The sequence below is a fragment of the Chryseobacterium lineare genome (assembly GCF_977014045.1).
In genome coordinates this window covers 916,797-937,823 of sequence record NZ_CDRNIQ010000001.1, presented here as the reverse complement: position 1 = coordinate 937,823, position 21,027 = coordinate 916,797, and the positions used below count along the sequence as shown (strand labels likewise).

The window sequence follows — 21,027 nt, the reverse complement described above, 5'->3', positions numbered from 1 at the left end:
AACAATTTTGATTTCAATAAAAAGGTCAGGTTTTATGATTAAACCTGACCTTTTGCTTTATATAAATGGAGATATTTTAACTAAATAATTCTACTTCTTCACCTTTTCCTACAGGATATTCTTCCGTAAAACATCCGAAGCAGTGATTGGCAGAGCCTAAAATCTCTTTTAAATTTTCTACACTTAAAAACTCTAAAGAATCTACTCCGAGATAATCTCTGAGTTCAGGTATCGTCATATTCGCTGAAATAAGATCATCTTTCGATGGGGTATCAATCCCCAGATAACAAGGAGCTATGATCGGCGGAGAAACACTTCTGAAGTGGATTTCTTTTACACCGGCATCTTTTAAGATTTTAACAAGCCTTTTGGAAGTTGTCCCTCGAACAATAGAATCATCGATAATAACAACTCTTTTATCTTTTATTTCTGAAATGATCGGGTTCAGCTTAAGATTTACCACTCTTTCTCTCATTTCCTGAGTAGGAACGATAAAACTTCTTCCGATGTATCTGTTCTTAATTAAAACAGGACGGAAAGGTATCCCTGAAGCCTTGGAAAAACCGATTGCAGCCGGAACTCCCGAATCAGGAACTCCGATGACAACATCTGCCTCTACCGGCGCCTGATGCCAGATCTTCTCTCCCGATTTTTCTCTGATTTCATAAACGTTAATATTCTCTAACGAAGAGTCAGGTCTTGCAAAGTAAATATATTCAAAAGAACATATTCTCTGTTTTCCTTTTGCTTCATCTGCCATGTAAGAATGTAGTTTTCCCGGTTCGTTTTCATTGGTATAAACAATCTCACCAGGTAAAATATCACGAACATACTGAGCGCCTACTGCGTCCAATGCCACAGACTCCGATGCAACAACATAAGATTTTTCGTCTATTGCTCCCAACACAAGAGGTCTGATCCCGTTGAAATCTCTGAAAGCAAAAAACTTATTTCTCGTCATTCCCACCACCGAATAAGCTCCCTCAATCTTTTCCATGGTCATTTTGATGGCACCACGAAGTCCGAGATCAAGGTTTTTCTGAATTAATCTCAGGATCACTTCAGAATCAGAAGTTGCCCTGAAGACAACTCCTTCTGCTTCCAGCTCTGCCTTCAGCTCTTTTGCATTGGTAAGATTACCGTTGTGCGCAATCGAAAGGATGATCTGGTCATATTCATTCTTTGCAAAGAAAGGCTGGAAATTATACTTTTTCTTGTCTCCTGCCGTGGTATATCGAGTATGTCCGATGGCAGAATTTCCCATAAAAGTTTCAGGATCATGGATCTCTTTATAAACGTCCAAAACCAAACCTTCATCTTTCATATTGGTAATTTTTCCGTCTTTTAAAACAGAAATACCACACGCTTCCTGGCCTCTGTGCTGTAATGCAAAAAGCCCGAACTGTGAAAGTGAAAACGTATCGAGATCACTATCAGAATACATTCCGAAGATACCACACTCCTCATTCGGAGCATCCAGTCTCTCTTCTTCCTGCGTTCTGAAAAGATTTCTTCCGTAGGTCTGAGTTTCAAACTGTTTTAAATATTCACTTTTATGAATGTCTAAACTTTTCATTTCTATTTTTTCTAAATTAGAAGTTAGTTATTAGATGTTAGAAATTAGTCTAAGTTAACTTCAATTATAATTTTGTTAAATAACAAATCATTTTCAGAGCCAATCTAGCATCTGATGTCTAAGATCTGAAATCTTACTTATTAAGTACAGTTTTCAATCTGTTATAGATCTCAACATATGCTTCGGTTACTTCTCCAAGATCTCTTCTGAATCTGTCTTTATCCAGCTTCTTCATGGTATCTTTATCCCAAAGTCTGCAAGTGTCCGGAGAGATTTCGTCTGCAAGGATGATCTCGCCGTCTGAAGTTTTTCCTAATTCGATTTTAAAATCGACTAAGATAATATTCATTTTGTCGAAAAGATCAATCAGGATTTCATTGATATCTGAAGTCAGTTCGTACATTTCGTCAAGCTCCTCATACGTTGCAGCACCTAAGAAAACGGCGTGGTGATCGTTGATAAGCGGATCTCCCAACTCATCCTTCTTATAGCAGATATCGAAAATGGTAACCGGAGATTTGATCCCTTCTTCCACTCCTAATCTCTGAGCCATACTTCCGGCAGAATAGTTTCTTACCACCATTTCCAGAGGAATTATTGATACTTTTCTTACCAGCTGCTCTCTTTCGTTCAATTGTTTAATGAAATGAGTCTTGATCCCTTTTTCATTTAAATATTCAAAAATAAGAGTCGTGATGGCGTTGTTCATTTCTCCTTTAAGATCTACAGATCCTCTTTTTTGAGCATTAAATGCAGTAGCATCGTCTTTGAAACGCACGATTACCTGATCAGGATTGTCGGTTGCAAATACTTGTTTTGCCTTACCTTCGTACAACATTTCTTTCTTTTCCATTTCTAAATTGTCTTTATTAGATTTATATTTATTTGATTACTATTCCCATTAAAACTGCCATTCCGAAGCTGAGGAGCGTACCGATGAGTACATATTCCGTGAGCTTTCTCTGTTTGGCCTGTGCAAGATCACTGAATCTGAACACCGACTTTGCTGCTACCATAAAACCTACGCCTTCCCAATGATCTACCATAATAAAGGTAAATACCAGCAGACGTTCAAGAATTCCAATATATTTTCCTGCATTTGATAAAGAATCAGTCTGAATGTTACCGGCAGTTTCCGGAGCGGGTGTCCAGGAAGACAGCAATATTCTGATGATTACAGATGCAGGCGTCGTTAAAAACAAAGCTGCTCCCAGTATTTTTAAAATAGTATGATCCTTGAGAAAATCAAAGCTGAATTCATTACTGTAAAAAGATATTGCTGCAATGACCAAAACATGCAGAGCCTGATCAACAAAAAACCAGCTTTTTTTATTCTGTACCGTCTGAAAACTCAGTTTTGAAGCATCGATAATAAAATGTGAAACTCCTACCAAAGCAGCAATCCACCAAAGCTGAATATCCCAGAGAAACGCAAAGCTCAAAACCGTATGAATCAGCACATGAATGTACAGATATATGCTTTTCAGCTTTTTGCTTTCTTTGTCTGCAACCCATGAATCCGGCTGGAGAATAAAATCTCCGAGTAGATGCGCCAATATGAGTTTAATAAAAATCATGCTTAGAGTTCTGAAATTTTCTTTCTGAAATATTGATTGGTTTCCACGATGAGTTCGTAGTTGGAACGCTTCAGCCTCTGGCTTACCGAGGACTGTGAGATGGCAAATTTCTTCGCAAGGTCTTCCTGTGTGATCTCCTTGTTCATAATCATTTCGTGAATGATCTCTGCTGTTGCCATCGTCCAGTTGTCAAAATCTTTAGATGACCATTTCAGTAAAATGTTAAGATCCCTGTCTACAGAGTCATTGGAAGTTTTGATAGATACGGTGTGGCCGTCATTTTTAAGATCGTTGAGAAGTCTTCCTGAGTGAACGTAAGCGGTTCCGTTGGATTCTGTGATCTTATCTGAAGAGAAGTTTTCTTCACCGATACCGATGGCAATTCTTACATCTAAGTTTTCCTGACTTTTAATTAATGATTTTATCGCTAAGAAACGCCAGAAAACATCATCAATATTACATTTGAACTGAAATTCGTCCCCCCTGTAGATTTCCCATGTGTTAGGGGCACTTCCCCAGTTTTCGAGAAGATTTTTAAGTCTGGTAATCCAAACTTCCGTATCCGCCTGTTGTGAATTTATAATATCTCCGGTAATGACAGCTATCATTCTGCAAATATAAGCATAATTACTTATAAACAAAAAATATAAGGTGTACCCCTTATAGATATTAAGTATTAGCGAATCTGCTTATATCGATTTTAATGTGGTTTTCTGTTTATTGTATGTCCAATAGCAATGATACATATGAATACCCTAGCCTTGATTGCAGCGGCATCCTTTTGGGTTGCGGCTACAAGCCCCTCTCCTCGGGAGAGGGATTTAGGGTGAGGAAAAAAGATTCAGCTCCAGAAAAAATAAAACGATCCGGGTATAAATCTTGAGTCATTTCCTTCCTCTTTTTAAACTCATACTTATGATCCGTTAAACTCCTGCGCAGGAGTTCACCAACTCTTGCTTAGGAGTTGAGCAACATGTGCTTAGGTTTTGTCAACTCCTGCGCACGAGTTGAAAGACTTATAAGTAAGGATGTATTTTTGGATATAAACTTCATTTATTACATCCTGCACACTCTTAGTAAAGGATGATTTACTCCATATCTTGCAACCTTCCGGGATTACTGCTGAGGATTTTTCCTATTGATAAAATAATATACCGGAAGCCCAATCAGCACCATCACAAAACCAGGCCAGGTGTACTGCTGCTTGTAGATCAATAATAATATACAGAAGCCCGTCCCTATCAACAAATAGATAACAGGCGTAACAGGATACAGCCATGTTTTGTAAGGCCTTTCCAGCTCAGGTTTTTTAAATCTTAAATAAATAACCCCGAAAACGGTAATCATGTAGAACAAAACAATGACAAAGGAAATCATGTCGAGAAGGTTTCCGTACTGTCCGCTAAGACATAACAGCGAAGCCCAGATGCCCTGCATCCAGAGTGCATTTTCAGGAACATCATTTTTATTGTTCTTTTCGGCCTGTCTGAAGAACATTCCGTCTTTGGCCATGGTCTGAAAAACTCTTGCTCCTGCCAGAATCAATCCGTTGTTACATCCAAAAGTAGAAACCATCACAAGAATAGCAATGATAACGGTTCCTGCACTTCCAAAAATAAAATGCGAAGCGGCAACTGCTACCCTGTCATTTTCTGCGAAGGCAATGGAATCTCTGTCAAGTGCATTCAGGTAAACATAATTAACGGCGATATAAAGAATCATCACTGCTGTTGTTCCATAGATCATGGATTTGACTACATTCTTTTTAGGGTTTTCAATTTCACCCGATACAAACGTTACGCTTTCCCATGCTACGGAACTGAAAACCGAGCCTACCATCGCTGCAGCGATTCCTCCAAGAAGGGTCATCCCGCCGATAGGTTCCCAACCTTCTTTCAGGAAATTACCAAAGCTGTCTTTTGCAAGATTATTAAAAGCATCATACCCGAAACTAAAATTTTCTGCAAGCTTGGAAATGTCTACCAAAATAAATCCTGCCGCAATAAGTCCAAGCAACGCAATAATTTTAGATCCAGTAAAAACATTCTGAAGTAATTTACCACTTTCAACGCCCCTTGTATTAATGTAAGTAAGTAAAAGTATAATAGCAATGGCCAGCATCTGGATCCACGTAATCTTGAATTCACCACTTTGGAAAATCGGTGCTGCATCATTGAGAGAGGGAACCAAATAAGCGGTAAATTTGCCGAAAGCCATAGCCACAGCAGCAATCGTTCCGGTTTGGATTACCGTAAAGAGACCCCATCCGTAAAGAAATCCCATCTTTCTTCCAAAGATCTCTTTGAGATAAGTATATTGCCCACCCGCTTTAGGAAATAAGGCTGAAAGCTCACCGTAGCTTATCGCTGCAGCAACCGTCATGATTCCTGTGATAACCCAGACAACGATTAGCCAGAAGCCCGATCCGAGGTTACGCATCATATCAGCACTTACAATGAATATTCCGCTTCCGATCATTGAACCCATTACCAGCATAATGGCATCCCATAGTTTTAGTTTTTTCTGCATAGTGAAGTATAGGCTTCAAATATAAATAATTATAGGATTAGTTTGTTTTAAATTATGACTAAGGTGTCTTATTTGTTTTTAACGCAACGGTCGCAAGGATTTTATTGAATAACAGGAAGCATATTTTCCGGTCGCTAAGGCGTTTCACTCAGCTAATGAGAGCACAGTTTATTGAATGATCAAGAGGCATTTATTGTTTTAACGCGAAGGAAGCGCTAAGGTTCATTGAATAACAGGGAGCATATTTTTCGGTGCGAAGGCGTTCTATTCAGCAAAGGCTTTACGTATAATACGCTGCTCTCATTAGCTGAGTGAAACGCCCTTGCGAACAAATTAGCAGGATGATTGATTATTTCTTTGCGGACTTTGCGCTTAAAAATAAAGCTATACTCACAGAAAGATAACCCGTTTTTTATCAGGTATTCAGCAATTTTATCATTCAGATTTTATTAGTACTTTTGAAAAAAATATTAAAAATGAAATTCAAATCATTATTATTGACAGTTGCAGTAAGTGTTTCCACTTTGGCTTTTGCACAGGAATCAAAAAAATTCGGTCCACCGGCAGGAAATGCTGTTGTGGGTGATACTTATGGCGGAGGCGTTGCTTCTAACGCAGAATCTAAAGCTATCTCTGTAGATAAGCTAAGCAAAAAGCTGAAGAAAGACAATAAGAAAGTCGAAAATGTTGCCATAAAAGGCAAAGTAACAGATGTATGCGATAAAAAAGGATGCTGGCTGACCATTCAGACAGAAGACAATTCTCAGTTCTTCGTAAAGATGAAAGATTATGCTTTCTTTGTTCCGACCGCTTTGAAAGGTAAGAATGTAGTTCTGGAAGGTTCTGCAGAAAGAAAAGTAACTTCCGTAGACGAACAGAAACATTATGCAGAAGATGCTAAGAAGCCTCAGTCTGAGATCGATGCTATCACAACTCCGAAAGAAGAGATCAGGTTTGTAGCCAACGGAATCAAGGTTGTAAACTAAACTTTTTTCATCAAACAAAAAGCCTTTAACGGCTTTATCATAAAAACAAAAGCGGATCCATAATGGATCTGCTTTTTTTTAGTCTTCTATTATGAAATTTACTTCTGTATCAAGTTTGGGATATTTAGTAGGAGAAACAAACTTTTTCCCGGTACAGTCTATTTCCAGCCATCCTTTTCGTTTCTTCACATCTCCCACTTCCATAACAAAAGGGATAAAAGATATATCATCTTTGCCATCTTCTTTTATTTCGTGGTACTGAACAGCAATATCCAGGACACACTCATGATCGGTATTCAGTTTTACATTTCGGTAAATAATATCGTAATGCGTTTCCTTATTTTCCGGAATCTCCAGATAAGTTTCCCAGCCTTCTATGCTTGAATTAAGTTCAACGATTGCTTTTAATGCATAATATAATGCGACAGCGTAATATTTTCGGGTTTCTTTTCTTGTGTAATCATTTATAAAATGTCCTCCTTCAAAAAGAATTGTAGGCATTCCAGCTTTGATGAAATTATCTCCGGTAGAAGCAGGATAAAATTCATCAGAATATCTCCCGATCTGGTTTGGGATCATCTCTTTAAGATGATTATAAACATTGGCGATTACAGCCATACATTTCTTTCTGTTTTCTGTAATGGTACGTTCAACATTTTCAGAAGGGGCTAAAAAAGAAAGCGTAGAAGGATGAATTCCGTCAGTTGTAAAAATCGTTCTCTGCTCATGAAGGTTCAAAGCATAATTATATTTTTTCTTTGAGGCAACTTCTTTTAACACTTTAATCTCCTTGCTTGCTTCATTGTGAAAATCCCTGTTAAGATCAATATCCGAAGCATTCATTCTGGTCCATTTTTCTGACCCGTCGGGATTTAGCATGAATATAAAATCAAGCTTTACAGCTTCAAACAATGTATCCTTTAATTCCGGAGCTTTATCTAAAGTTGTCAGAAGATCAAGCATAGCATGAGTAGCATTCGATTCATTTCCATGCATCTGCGACCAGGCCAACACAGAAATGTTGCCATTTCCTATGGTCAATTTGTAAATAGGTTTCTCCAAATGGGATTTTCCGATCTCCTGAATATAATCGCTGAGATTCGTCTGTAAGTAATAAAATAATTTTTCGGGTGCAATATAACGATTAGGGAAGTTAGTATTCTGCTGATAGATCTGTTCAAAAGTCATTGTGTAATAATTTACAAGAGTCAAATTTAACGATTTTTTGCCAAAATATATGATTAACATTTGTAATTGAGTTAAACAATGTTAATTGCCAAAATGTCTGTGGATAAAATTGTGGATTAATAATAATTCAATAATATATATTTAATTATTTAAAATTGAGTTATTTATAATTTTTACTTAAATGTTAATTTTAAGATTACTTTAAGTAGTAAAAACTGTGGTTTTCTACATTTGCGTGTAATTCTGTCAAACAAGTACAGCTGTGGAAAATTTTAAAATTCATTCAATATACAAATGTGAATTGTTAATAATTTAGAAGTTTAAATCCTAAATTCTGATGAAAATTGAAGAACTTTTAAAAATGTAACTTATTTTAATGATTGAAAAATATAGGCATATTTTAGTTTTGAAATGTACTATCAAATATCAATGTTAATAGTACTTTACAGGGTTCATTATATTTAAAATTATATGATTTATCGATTATTTTAGCAGTTAATCAGAGATTTACGGATATCTACTCTATTCTCTCAGATATTTGCCTCCAAAAGCCAGCTATCATCCACTAACACTAAGAAAATTATCTGCAAATTATCTCTAATTAATCAATATTTCACTTACTTCATGTAATACTTGAAGTACAATCTAATATATTACAGTCTGTGGAAAATTTGTTAAATAAAATTTCTTGTATTATATTTATTTAAGTATAATGTTTTGATAATCAATTGGTTATTTATTTACATTTGTATATCAAAATACTTGAAATTAATTTACTTTTGTATTTTGCAATTGTAAATTTTATTTTTACATTTGTAAAGTGAATATAAAGCGTATTTTATGAGTCTAAATGAAAGAATTTCTAAGGTCATTGATTATTCCGGGCTGACTCCTTCTGAGTTTGCCGATGAGATTGATGTACAACGCTCTTCTATCTCGCATGTAACATCCGGAAGAAATAAACCGTCTCTGGAATTTATCATCAAAATAAAATCCCGCTTTCCGGAAATTCTTTGGGATTGGCTCGTAACCGGTGAAGGTCAAATGCTGAAATCAGATTTGCAGGAAATTAAAGAAGCTGAAAATAAAACTCATGATTTACCTGAAGAAGAAAAAACAAAACCTACTTCTCTTCCGGATCTTTTTACAATGATGAATGATGATGAAGATTTTGGCATTGAAGAAAAAGAAATTGAAACTGAGAAAGTAACCTCCGGAGAATCGTTTATATCATCCCAACGTAAAGCACAGGAAAAAATATCAGATTCTCAGCGATTAGAAAATTTCAACATTCCATCTATAAACCAATCTGCTGGAAATCAAGGAAGTACTATAAAACGTATTGTTATTTTTTATGATAACGGAAAATTTGAAAGTTTCGAGCCATAAAAGTGGTAAAAATTATCGATCATAAAAAAACCTTGCAAATTGCAAGGTTCTATCTATATTAAAAAAAACAGAAAATTATCTGCTTTGCTTTCTTCTTTCAAGTTCTTTCTTGATAAGACCAAGTTCTCTTCCGGTCTGTCCGGCTACAGAAGTATTTTCCTGCGCTCTTCTGGTAAGATACGGCACAACATCTTTTACAGGTCCGTAAGGAAGGTATTTCGCTACATTATATCCCTTATCTGACAGGTAAAATGTAATATTATCACTCATCCCATACAATTGCCCGAAATAAACATGAGGATTACCATTTTCAAGGTTTTTATTCTTCATTTTATCCATCACAAGCTCAGAAGAAATTTCATTATGTGTTCCAAAAAAAGCTGAAACTTTATCCAGATGATTCATCACAAAATCAATTCCTGCATTATAATTTTTATCAGAAGCTTCCTTATTTGGCTGTATCGGATCAGGATAACCTTTTTCCGCAGCTCTCGCACGTTCTTTTTCCATATAAGCACCACGAACGATTTTATAGCCAATAAAATATCCTTTCTCCCTTGCTCTCTGTAATTGCTCCTCCATATACTCCAGTCTTCCGGTGCGGTACATCTGAATGGTATTCCAGACGATAGGTTTTTCCTGGTTGTATTTTTCCATCATCTCTTCGCAAAGCTGATCTGCAGCGTCCTGCATCCAGGTTTCCTCAGCATCTACCATTACTTTTTTATCATTTTCATGGCATAATTTACAAACCTCATCAAATCTTCTCACTACTCTTTCCCATTCTTCTTTCTGGCTTGAAGTTAATTCTGCATTGTTCCCAACAGCATCATACAAATCTATTCTTCCGAAAGCGGTGGGTTTAAAAACAATAAAAGGAATAGCAGGATTCCCAACGGAAAATTTAACGATATCTTTGATCTCATTGCATACTGCATCAAATGTTTCTTCATCTTCCTTTCCTTCAATAGAATAATCAAAAATACTCCCTACACCTCTTTTAAAAAGCTGCTTTACAACTTTCATACTTTCTTCACGTGTTTCTCCACCGCAAAACTGTTCAAATAAAGTATTTTTTACAATTCCGGTAACGAATGGAAAATTGTTGTGAACGGTAAAATTAAGGACAGAAGTTCCGACTTTTGTGAGTGAAGGCTGTTCAATCAATTTGAACATCCAATACGCTTTTCTTAACTGTGCATCAGATTTATCCGCAAATGCGATTTTAGTATCGTTAAAAATGGGCATTACTTATATAAATTTAAGGTTTTGCAAAGGTAAGCATAACCGTAGGTTTTTTAAAGAAATTTTTCTACAATTTACCTTCCAGACCACTAAGAAGCATAGAGATAATTCCAAAAAAAACCCATAATCTGAGGATATTAATGGTCAGGAATTTATTTTTTCTTGAATGATTGATAATGAAGTAGATGCACAGAATAAAAACAAAAAGTCCACCCGCGAAATAGTAAGCCATAAACCCGGCAATCCCTGTACGCAGAATAAGTTTCATGGAAACAGCCATTGTTACAATCATCAGAGAAACGATAATTCCGTTTGTTGTTTTAGCATTAAAATAATTTGGAATAGTGGTATAGCCAAACGCTTTGTCAACACTTTTTGTCAAAGTATCTTTCACAATATCAATACATAATAAAATCAGAAAAAGAAAAATGGCCATCAACAAAATTTTTTTTGAGAAAGTTTCATAGTACACCATCATTCCAAAAAAAGGGTACAATGTAAGGCTTACAAAAGTAAGATTGTTTAAAATCAAAATACGGCTCAGCTTATGGCTGTAAAACCACATGAAAAATTGATAAACAATAAAAAAAGCAAAAACCTTATGTGAAATCATCCAGGCGACACTTAAAGAGATCAAGCTCAGGAAAAGATAAGCATACAGGAAATATTTCTGCTTGATAAAACTTTGAATCCTTGTTCTGAAAGGCTTTACCACATGATCTTTTTCAAAATCATAGAACTGATTAATAATTCCTCCTGCAAGAATGGTGAGTACGGTACAGAAAATGATCCCGTGAACTTTGAAATCAAAGACAAATTTCCTAAAACTTTCATCCTGATTAAACAGGAAAAATGTTGATACGTACAGCGCAAAAGTAAGCAGAACTGCAACAAAAAAGCGAGCTCCCAAAAGGAAGCCCACAAATTGTGAAAATCTGTAATATAAAGATTTTTTTATATAATTTTTCTCCTGGAAATTTTCCTTTTCAGAATTCATTTCCAATGATTTAGAATCTGTAAATAACTTCTTTATTGAAGCCGTCAAGCATTTTTTCAGCTTTCTCGTAATCTTTGGTAAAACCTAAAATATATCCACCGCCACCGCTTCCGCATAGCTTTAAATAATACGCATTAGAATCCAGACCTTTTTTCCATACATTGAAAAGACTTTCCGGAATCATCGGACGGAAATGCTCGTATGCCCAGTGCGAAAGTTTTTTAAGGTTTCTGAAGAAAGGATTCATATCTTTTTTCAAAAATGCATCAATACAGGCGTTATTATAGCGGATAAATTCTTCTTTCAACGTTTTTCTAAAGCCTTCGGTTTTCATTTTTTCAAAGAAAATCTGAACCATCGGCCCGGTTTCGCCGGTCATACCGGAATCAATAAGGAATATAGCTCCTTTTCCTGCTTCACTTTCCGGGATCGCAACTCTGTCTACACTTTCTTTGCTTTCAATAAGGATTGGAAGATTCATGTAACAGATCAGAGGATCTATCCCCGAACTTTTTCCATGGAAATAGCTCTCCATTAAACCAAAAACATATCTAAGACTTTTTAATTCGTCTTTTGAAATATTGTCTGGTTCATGTTTTGAAATAGAATAACGCTCAAAAATAGCTGCTACAAGCGCTCCGGAACTGCCTACTCCATATCCCTGAGGAATATTGCTGTCGAAAAATAAACCTGAATAAATTTCTTCTTTAAATTTTGAAACATTTAGTTCAAAAGTTTGTGGAAGTTCCAGATTTTCAAGATAATCGGCATATTTCTTAAGATGTTCATTAGATTTTTTTTCAAATTCGGAATCTAATGATGAGAACTTGAGGGTACCTTTATAAAAACTATAAGGTAATGTCAAACCTTGGGAATCTTCAATGATTCCATATTCTCCGAACAAAAGAATTTTCGCGTAAAATAATGGGTTTGTCATTTAATGTAAATAAATTTTTTGCAAATGTAAAATTATTCTGTTGAATATAAGCAAAACCCGCGCCGAATTCTAACATAATTTAACATTTGTAATAGTGACAAATTTTAAATATTAAAAAAACGCTTAATTTTTATTAAAGTTAATAAAAAAGCCTGATTATTTCAGGCTTTAATTGTATTTTATTTAAAATTATTGTTTAATTAATTTCTTGGTAATTTTCTGTTTTTCCGTTTCAACTGTAACCACATAATTTCCGGTTTGCATTGAAGATATATTAACATCAAATCTGCTTCCTTTTAATGATGATTCTGATCTTATCAAACGTCCGGATTCATCATAAATCTTAAATGATTTCAAGCCATCTTTAGACGAAATGGTAATACTGCTTTTTGCAGGATTAGGGTAAATACTTACAGAATTATCTTTGATATTCACATCTTCAATTGCCAAAACTGCACATGAAAAATTGGCTTTCCATCCTATATCATTTTCAGCAGGATCCGAGACAAATCTTACGGTGATTGCTCCGGAAGGGTGTGTAGAAGTGAACGTTCCCGGTAATGAAGCTCCCGTTAAACCATTTCCATTCGCAAACATTGGTGAGCTTGTAGAGGGACCATTATAGATATACATAAAATCATAGTCTTCTTCCAGCCCGAATTCTGTAAAGTTCATTGTCAGCGCTCCTGAGCTTGGATAAAACGTTTTTACAATCGTCTGGTTGTTTCCATAGTTAGCCGTCGTACCACCCGTATCTGTAAAAATAGTATCATTGCACCAGTCACCATCTGTCATAAATAACTGTGTTCTCTGGTATCCCGCAGAACAATCAGTTCCAACCGATAAAAGATAATATGTCGCAGGCTGAAGACTTGCAAGACTCAAAGACTGAGTAGAAGTCGTACCACTTGAAACACTAGTACCGTCAAATTTTGTAAGTCTGTATTTCCATGAAGTGGAGGTCGCATCTGTAAAGGCTGCATTGGCCGAAATCTGAGTGATATTTGACACAGAAAGTCCTGAAACGGTCGTAGGACAAGCTGTAATACAATTTGTTCCCAGACAGGCTTTGGAATCAACCGTATTTCTTATGAGAGCTCCCGGCTGAGGTCCAAAACCATTGCTGAAATTAATGCCTACTCCTGAAATCAAATGACAATAGCTCATAATGGTTCCTTTTTCCGTTGTAGAAGGAATTGGCCCCGTACAGCCTTCATCAGCTCCTGCTGCAGGCCCACAACCGTCAATGGCTGTATTGTTGCCGTTCCATGCGCATGCGTGTGTATGTGGAGAACCCATACTGTGTCCCATTTCGTGGGTCATTGCCATGATCGTCCATGAATATACAGGAACGTTATTATAAGTCTGTGCAGCACCTGAATAAGCGTGTCTGCTGTTTGTACAAAGAGAGTTCACATAAGCAACACTCGTTGTAGAAGGCTGGTTAACCAAATGTGCCAAATCTCCATTAAAGGTCTGCCGGTTTGTTCTGAAACTTCCCAGATTAGCATTGGGAGTTCCTGTATAAGGATCTGCGGTAGTCCAGATATAAATCTCATTAAGGGCAATCTTTACATCATCGTTATTATATAGTGTTGAAATATTGTTATGAATGGCCGTAAGCCAGTTAGTTGTCGTTGTCGTATCGGATCCGTTGTTAACATAAGGAGTATAGCAAATCTCATAATAAATCCTTACACAGTTCTGAGTCAGTAACTTACCGCTTGTTTTGCCGGCATTGGGGTCAAAAGAAGTTTTTTGTTTGTGATTTTCCGCCAATTCTTCAGCACCACAGATAAAGGGATTAATACCTGTGAGTTTTGAATCTGAATAACTTACAAAATCTGCAGAATTTTTTACTTTTCCTACTACAATATTTCCTGACTCCGGTGTCGAAGCAACACCTACAATATCATTATCAAAGAAACTGAAGGCAGCAACTGACCGGTTATCTCCTTTTACAATTCCCTGATAGTAGGCGCCGGGAGTATAATTTACAATTTCACCTTTACTGGTTCTTACTTTAAATTCATTTGTAAAGATATTATTTTTGTAAAGTTCCATCGTGATCTGCTTTCCGTCAAATGGAAATGATATTTCAAAGTATTCAGGCTTCTCATGCACTAGCTTTTTCAGTTGCTTAGCATCAATATTAAGAACAGAAATATCTGTTGCTGACCTTTTGTATTCAGCTAGCTTCTCTGAGGTTTTATTGACTGTAAACAAGTCATATTGTTGAAAATCTTTATTTTGATTGTGATATTCGGAAATTTTCCGGGCAACAGGTTTCAAATCCTGTGAAAAACCAAAAACTGCGCATTGTAGTATGCAGAATATGAGTATTTTTTTTATCATTTTTATATTCAATTTACGATTTACAAATAAACAAAAAAAATCTAGAATTAGTATGAATTTAACACATGTTCCATTAAAATAATAATATTTATTGTCTTTAAAATAAAATCAATATTATATAAAACATAAAAGACACTTTTGCAAGTGTCTTCCATATTGTTATTTATTTCTATTAATTATTTTTGGGAGGATTCAGCTTTAAAAACCTTATCAGTACTAATCCTACAAAGAAGAAAATTGCCATTGAAAATGCTGCAAACCTCATCCCCGAAGCCGAAGGGAGGACGATATCAATCTTAGCAAAAATTTCTCTTAAAGAATCATATTTATCAATGAATAAAGCAAAAACAAAGGTACCTACAATAATTGCAATTTTTTCCAACACATCATAAAAGCTGAAAAAAGTTGTATTTTCCATTGAATTTTCTGGTAAAAGCTTGGAGTAAGTAGATCTTGACATTGCCTGAAGACCACCCATCACAAGCCCCACAACCGCAGCAACCCCATAAAACTGATATTCAACCGTAGGATTTTCTTTATTAAGGAAATACGCCCAGATGCAGGCTACAATCCATAACACAACAGCAATTGAGATTACATTTTTATTTCCAATTTTTCTTGATAATCTTGAGAAAATAACAGCTCCGATGATCGCTTCGATCTGGATAATCAAAAGAGTTCCTATTAATTTATCCTGCGGAAGATTGATTTCACTCTTCCCGAATAAAGTAGCCATCAGGAAAATAGTCTGCATTCCCACGCTATAAAAAAAGAAACTTGACAAGAAAAATTTCAGGTTTCTGTGTTTGAAAAGCTCTTTACCTACTTTAAACAGTTCATTGAAACTTTCTTTACCGATATCTTTATAGAAACAAAGGTTGTCTTTTAAAACCTCGAAAAAACCACCCTGCTCTTCGTGTTTTTTGAAGATATTTTTATAATTCAACAATACAAGATCTTTCGGAAGTTTTTCTTTAACATCCCCAAACTGAGGCAAATGCTTGAAGGTATATTGTGAAAAGCCAAACCACCATGCTCCCGTCAACAAGAAGCTGACTCTTGTGAATATAAGCTGTTTTTCAGGATCTCCTTTAGCTACTACCTGAATTAATACCAGGCAGATAATCACCAAAACTACAGAACCGATATATCCGTAAACATAGCCTTTTGCGGAAAGGGCATCCTGCTTATCACGGGTAGCTATATCCGGCAGGAATGAGTTGTAAAATACCAGACTTCCCCAGAATCCGACACTTGCTGTGATACTGAAGAGTAATCCTAAGAAAACGTTATGCATCCCTGTAAACATTGCTAATCCCATACATGAAGTTGCACCCAGATAACAGAAAAACTGTAAGAAAGATTTCTTATTTCCGATCGTATCTGCTAATGAAGACAGAAAAGGTGATAATAACACCACGATAAAGAAAGAGATTGTGAGTGAGTATCCGTAGACAGCGTCCGGCTGGTATTCTTTACCGAAAATGGTAATCATGTGCCGCACAGGAACGTCGATATAGGATTTTGTTTCCTGAACATATTCTTTCTTTTCGTACGCAGTGGTAAGAATAGAATAATAAATTGGGAAGATAGTAGAAGTAATCACCAAAGAATACACCGAATTGGCCCAGTCATAAACAGCCCATGCTTTCATGATCTTTGGATTATTCTTTATGTTTTGAGTTTGCAGATTCTCAATTTCAGACATTTCAAATAATATTAGTAGCACAAAAATAGGAAAACGAATGAATATTCTAAGGTTTTTATTTTGTTTGGGAGAAATTTTATTATTTGGTTAAAATTGGTTTTGGTTAAGAGCTCCGCTTTGCTCCGCCCGTAAACAAAAAGATATAGCACTTCGACAGGCTCAGCATAAATTCCAAACGGGATTAAGCTTCTAATAAAAATAAAACAAAAAATCCGGAAGTATAAAACCTCCGGATTTAAAGTATTTAAAAATAAATTATTGCATATTTTCTATAACGATTGCCGAAGCGCCGCCGCCGCCATTACATATAGCTGCCGCACCGTATTTACCATTATTTTGCTTCAACACATTGATCAGAGTAACAATAATTCTTGAACCTGAACTTCCCAGCGGATGTCCGATAGCTACTGCACCACCGTTTACATTCACTTTAGAGGCATCTAATCCTAAAATCTTATTATTGGCCAGGCCAACTACTGAAAATGCTTCATTGAATTCAAAGAAATCAATATCAGTAAGTGCTAAACCAGCCTTTTTAAGCGCAATAGGAAGCGCTTTTGAAGGAGCTGTCGTAAAGTCTTCCGGAGCCTGTGCAGCATCAGCATAAGAAACTATTCTTGCCAGAGGTTTAAGACCTAATTCTTCCATTTTCTCTTTAGAAACAAGGATCAATGCAGAAGCTCCGTCATTAAGTGTAGACGCATTTGCAGCTGTTACCGTTCCTTCTTCTTTTTTGAAAACGGTAGGAAGCGTTGGAATTCTGTCGAAATTTACCGTTTTATATTCTTCATCTTCAGCAAAAACAATCGGCTCTCCTTTTCTCTGCGGAATTTCTACTGGCACCACCTCATTGGCAAATTTTCCTTCATTCCATGCTTTAGCTGCTCTTGTATAAGATTCTATCGCGAAATTATCCTGATCTTCTCTGGAAATACTGTAGTCCGTTGCACATTTTTCTGCACAAACGCCCATATGTACTTTGTTGTAAACATCTGTAAGGCCATCTAAAACCATTCCGTCCTGCATCTTTACATCGCCTAATTTTGTAGCATTTCTAGCATTGTAATAGTGGGGAACGGAAGACATATTTTCCATACCTCCGGCAATGATCACATCAGCATCGCCTGCTTTTATAGCCTGTGCAGCCATTGTAACGGCTTTCATTCCTGAAGCACAAACTTTATTCACGGTTGTAGAAGGCGTTTCATTTGAAAGTCCCGCTCCCAGTGCAACCTGACGTGCAGGAGCCTGCCCTTCTCCGGCCTGCAAAACATTCCCCATATAGATTTCCTGAACCTGCTTCGGATCAAGATTAATTTTGTCTAATGCACCTTTTACGGCAACAGCGCCCAACTTTGTAGCCGGTACAGTTGCTAAACTTCCCAAAAAACTCCCCATTGGAGTTCTCACTGCTGAAACGATGAATACTTCTTTCATTTTTATAATTCTATTTTTTATTTAAATATACCTTTCAGATTATTGATTTCACAAAATATTTGTCTGTTTGTATTAATTGCAATCATTTTAAGAATCGATCATTTTTTCTGTTCGCTGCAAAAATGATGATGAAAGCACCCAGAAACTCAACGATCCAACCCCATTTTAATTTTACAATTCCTGCCAGTTTATTCTGCCATGATTTAAAAGGCATAAAACTGAAATATTCAGAAGCCTGAAACTTTATGGCAAATAAGGTAAAAACAAATAAAATCACCAGCAAAACACCAAAAACCTTAACCGTTTTTACACTGTTGTTGACAATCCCAAACAGAGCTCCTGCGGCAAGAACCCAGCATGCAATCGCAAGAAAATGGTCGAGTTTCCAGTAGTTCCAGTTTCCGATTATGGGTACATGAACCAGTGGCAGAAAACTTCCTGCAACAACCAATATTAAACCTAATAACTGAATATTTTTCATAAATCCTAAAGTGCCAAAATACAAAAAAAAACACACTTACAATAAGTGTGTCTGAAAACTAAATTTTATTCAACAATCATTTATGAATGATAATAGAATTAATAAAAATTTAATTATTATATAATATAAAATGAAAATCATTAGGTAATTAAAAACTTGCATTCAACAATTCTATTCCGATCTGAAGTCCGTATTTGCTTCTGAGATTCGCATTATTGTTAAACGCCGGTGTAAAATCTTTCTGAACGTACAGATTGAATCCTGCATATCCTACCCCCAGTTTTCCTCCGAAAATAATATCGTTCACTCCGTGATTGATCGTTTCTCTTTCTACAATTCTCTTACTATAGTCATTAGAATACCTGTTATAGATATTACTGGCAATTCTTACGCCTCCATACACACCGGCGACAATAGTAAACTGGCTTACTCTGTTGTTTAAATATTTTACACCATTGTGTTCAATATATTTAGGGTTCAGAACAAATTTCACTTCGACAGGGACAAAAAGATAATGGTTATTAATATGAGTGTCTTTCAGGTTACCTTTTGTGAATTCTTTGGTATCCAGTGTCAGATTCTCCTGGGTAAAAGTTTTTCCGTATTTAGCCTTCGACTGATCCCAGCGGTAGCCCAGTCCTAACCTGTAAAAAAATGGGCTTGTAAAACTTCCGAGCTGACTTTCATATCTTACCATATACACTGCGGAATTGAATACTGTATTTTTAAATTCTGAATTATTATTTAAAAATGCCAAAGGTTTATCTTTAGTCGTATAGCTCGTCCCCACCAATGCTACGACGTATTGCCACCTGCGAAGATAGTCAGCCGGTTTAGTTTTATCTTCATCCATACGTATTGATACACCACCCAGCCCGAAAACGATCTGATTTTTATCTTTATGCAGCGAATCCAGGGGCTTTAAAACGGCGTCTTTTACCGCCTGTCTTGTAAATTCCTCAAAATCTGTCTTATGAGCATCTATTTTTTCATTGATTGTCTCTTCATATTTTGAGGCAATATCTGCTCTGAGCTTCTGTTTCTCATCACTGGTAATTTTGTTTTGCTTAAAATCGTGATCAACACCATCGAGTTCCTTATTCATTTTTATCTTTTCAGAAACTACGATGCTGTCAATCATTTTGGAATAATTCTTCATAGAAATATTCATATCCGAAGTTTGCTGTGCAAATGAATATGAAAAAGCCATGAATGCACTCATTAACGCAATTTTTGTTTTCATGTATGTTTATTTTTTTTTAAACAATACTGATAGCAATGTCCGTTTTCTGAACAATGTTTCAATATTGAAGAATTAATAATTTACTTGGATTCTACGTACACTGTTACGCCCAAGACGGTCACATTTTCTACATCAGGAACCGGTTTATCAAAATTGAGAATACCTATTTTTATATCTTTTTTATCATAATTCCCAGATGCCTTGTCAAACTCTCTTCCCAAAAGAAGCTCACTGGAATTGATATATGTTGGTCTTGTTTTTTTCACTTCCACTTCCGCAATTACCGGGATCTGATTTTCTATTTTCGGAGGTTTTATTGTCATCTTTTCATCCTGACTTACTGTAACATTTTGTGTTTTAATATCTAAAGATTTCGTAATGGTTATTTTATCATCGCTTTCGTGAAGCAAAACCGGATCAGTAGAAATTTTCTGATGTTGAACAACAACTTTTTTATTACTTTCTGTAAGATCAATTTCCTTTACTCCCATGCGATTTTGAAATTCGGGATTAATAGGGTTAACCGTTTTATGTAAAACTTTCCTGACAGCGTAATCCGTTTCTTTATAATTGAAATTATTACTTAATGAATTAAAATAAAATATCGCTCCTAAAGAGATAAAAAGTAAAACAACTGCGGCATATTTCCACCATTCAAAAGGTTTTTCTGAAATTATTTCCGGCTTTTCCTCAAGCTTCTGCTCCAGTTTACTCCAAAGCTCAGAGGAGGGCTTAATTTCGAGCTCTTCGTACCCGGATTTTAATTTATTTAGCATATTGTTTTTCATCCTTTTTTTGTTTTAAAAAATCTGTGATCCATTTTTTGGATTTACTCAGCTGGCTTTTGCTTGTGCCTTCAGAAATATTGAGGATTTCTGCTATCTCATGATGTTTTCTTTCTTCAAAAACATATAGATTGAAAATGAGTCTGTAACCATCCGGCATTTTAGAAAAAATTTCCTCGAGGTTAATTTCTTCCATTTCCTCTTCCCATTGTTCTTCCGGATATTCAAGATCATTCATTTCAACATCCGAATAAAGAATATTTTTGCTTTTTCTGATAAAATTTATGGAATTATTAACTACAATTTTTCTCAGCCAAAACGGGAAGCTTTTCCATTCTCTGCATTCTTCAATCTTTGAAAAACAGACAAAAAAAGAATTCATTATGATATCTTCAGCATCATGAATATTATTTACATAAGAATTTGCAATGGCCAGCATTTTTGTCGAAAACATTTCGTAAAGTGCTTTCTGCCCTTTACGGTTCTGCTTTTTTGCCAGTTTAAAATTCTCTTCTAAATGCTTCATGTATCTGTTTCTATATATAAGACGATAAAATTTTCAGATGGTTGCCTGCAAAAACAAAAAAATTGCAC

18 protein-coding genes are annotated in these 21,027 nt (G+C 35.8%); 2 read left to right on the top strand and 16 right to left on the bottom strand.

Features of this window, described 5'->3' with window-relative positions:
* Positions 1-76: 76 nt before the first annotated feature.
* The 5 genes from purF to ACWNCI_RS04105 form a co-directional block, all read right to left on the bottom strand.
* On the bottom strand, positions 77-1,576 hold the full coding sequence (gene purF, locus ACWNCI_RS04125; RefSeq protein WP_346985480.1) for an amidophosphoribosyltransferase: 1,500 nt from the start codon (positions 1,574-1,576) through the stop codon (positions 77-79).
* 133 nt (positions 1,577-1,709) lie between these two features.
* Entirely contained in the window at positions 1,710-2,429 is a 720-nt protein-coding gene (purC, locus tag ACWNCI_RS04120) for a phosphoribosylaminoimidazolesuccinocarboxamide synthase (RefSeq protein WP_100375651.1), read from the bottom strand.
* Between the two features lie 28 nt (positions 2,430-2,457).
* Positions 2,458-3,153 (bottom strand): DUF3307 domain-containing protein, encoded by a 696-nt coding sequence (locus tag ACWNCI_RS04115; RefSeq protein WP_449387289.1) that lies wholly within the window; start codon positions 3,151-3,153, stop codon positions 2,458-2,460.
* A 2-nt stretch (positions 3,154-3,155) separates the two neighbouring features.
* Positions 3,156-3,761 (bottom strand): SatD family protein, encoded by a 606-nt coding sequence (locus ACWNCI_RS04110; RefSeq protein ID WP_449387288.1) that lies wholly within the window; start codon positions 3,759-3,761, stop codon positions 3,156-3,158.
* A 508-nt stretch (positions 3,762-4,269) separates the two neighbouring features.
* A complete protein-coding gene (locus ACWNCI_RS04105; RefSeq protein WP_449387287.1) occupies positions 4,270-5,682 on the bottom strand; it encodes an APC family permease in 1,413 nt (470 codons plus the stop codon).
* A gap of 476 nt (positions 5,683-6,158) precedes the next feature.
* Here ACWNCI_RS04105 and ACWNCI_RS04100 point away from each other — a divergent pair, with 476 nt between their 5' ends.
* Positions 6,159-6,668 carry a DUF4920 domain-containing protein gene (locus ACWNCI_RS04100; RefSeq protein WP_449387286.1) on the top strand — a complete coding sequence of 170 codons (510 nt, stop codon included), beginning with the start codon at positions 6,159-6,161 and terminating at the stop codon, positions 6,666-6,668.
* A 78-nt stretch (positions 6,669-6,746) separates the two neighbouring features.
* On the opposite strand, the gene ACWNCI_RS04095 is transcribed toward ACWNCI_RS04100, so the two are convergent.
* Positions 6,747-7,856 carry a M14 family zinc carboxypeptidase gene (locus ACWNCI_RS04095; protein ID WP_449387285.1) on the bottom strand — a complete coding sequence of 370 codons (1,110 nt, stop codon included), beginning with the start codon at positions 7,854-7,856 and terminating at the stop codon, positions 6,747-6,749.
* 840 nt (positions 7,857-8,696) lie between these two features.
* Between ACWNCI_RS04095 and ACWNCI_RS04090 the strand changes: the two genes are divergently transcribed.
* Positions 8,697-9,245 carry a helix-turn-helix transcriptional regulator gene (locus ACWNCI_RS04090; RefSeq protein ID WP_346985486.1) on the top strand — a complete coding sequence of 183 codons (549 nt, stop codon included), beginning with the start codon at positions 8,697-8,699 and terminating at the stop codon, positions 9,243-9,245.
* 75 nt (positions 9,246-9,320) lie between these two features.
* Here ACWNCI_RS04090 and ACWNCI_RS04085 read toward each other — a convergent pair whose 3' ends face one another.
* The 10 genes from ACWNCI_RS04085 to ACWNCI_RS04040 form a co-directional block, all read right to left on the bottom strand.
* Positions 9,321-10,493: a proline dehydrogenase family protein gene (locus ACWNCI_RS04085; protein WP_449387284.1), complete on the bottom strand. Its 1,173-nt coding sequence runs from the start codon at positions 10,491-10,493 to the stop codon at positions 9,321-9,323.
* Positions 10,494-10,557: 64 nt separating this feature from the next.
* The gene (locus ACWNCI_RS04080; protein WP_449387283.1) at positions 10,558-11,487 is read right to left on the bottom strand and encodes a UbiA family prenyltransferase; all 930 of its coding nucleotides are present in this window, start codon (positions 11,485-11,487) and stop codon (positions 10,558-10,560) included.
* A gap of 10 nt (positions 11,488-11,497) precedes the next feature.
* The gene (locus ACWNCI_RS04075) at positions 11,498-12,424 is read right to left on the bottom strand and encodes a mevalonate kinase family protein (protein WP_449387282.1); all 927 of its coding nucleotides are present in this window, start codon (positions 12,422-12,424) and stop codon (positions 11,498-11,500) included.
* 189 nt (positions 12,425-12,613) lie between these two features.
* Positions 12,614-14,779, bottom strand: coding sequence for a T9SS type A sorting domain-containing protein (locus tag ACWNCI_RS04070; RefSeq protein WP_449387281.1), 2,166 nt, complete (start codon positions 14,777-14,779; stop codon positions 12,614-12,616).
* 172 nt (positions 14,780-14,951) lie between these two features.
* Entirely contained in the window at positions 14,952-16,487 is a 1,536-nt protein-coding gene (locus ACWNCI_RS04065; RefSeq protein WP_346985489.1) for an MFS transporter, read from the bottom strand.
* A 255-nt stretch (positions 16,488-16,742) separates the two neighbouring features.
* Positions 16,743-17,924 (bottom strand): acetyl-CoA C-acyltransferase, encoded by a 1,182-nt coding sequence (locus tag ACWNCI_RS04060; RefSeq protein WP_449387280.1) that lies wholly within the window; start codon positions 17,922-17,924, stop codon positions 16,743-16,745.
* Between the two features lie 82 nt (positions 17,925-18,006).
* Positions 18,007-18,405 carry a hypothetical protein gene (locus ACWNCI_RS04055; protein WP_449387279.1) on the bottom strand — a complete coding sequence of 133 codons (399 nt, stop codon included), beginning with the start codon at positions 18,403-18,405 and terminating at the stop codon, positions 18,007-18,009.
* A 148-nt stretch (positions 18,406-18,553) separates the two neighbouring features.
* The gene (locus tag ACWNCI_RS04050) at positions 18,554-19,648 is read right to left on the bottom strand and encodes a hypothetical protein (RefSeq protein ID WP_449387278.1); all 1,095 of its coding nucleotides are present in this window, start codon (positions 19,646-19,648) and stop codon (positions 18,554-18,556) included.
* An 80-nt stretch (positions 19,649-19,728) separates the two neighbouring features.
* Positions 19,729-20,436, bottom strand: a complete 708-nt coding sequence (locus ACWNCI_RS04045) for a hypothetical protein (protein ID WP_449387277.1) — start codon at positions 20,434-20,436, stop codon at positions 19,729-19,731.
* Entirely contained in the window at positions 20,414-20,959 is a 546-nt protein-coding gene (locus tag ACWNCI_RS04040; RefSeq protein ID WP_346985494.1) for an RNA polymerase sigma factor, read from the bottom strand. The genes ACWNCI_RS04045 and ACWNCI_RS04040 overlap by 23 nt, the downstream gene beginning before the upstream one ends.
* Positions 20,960-21,027: the final 68 nt, after the last annotated feature.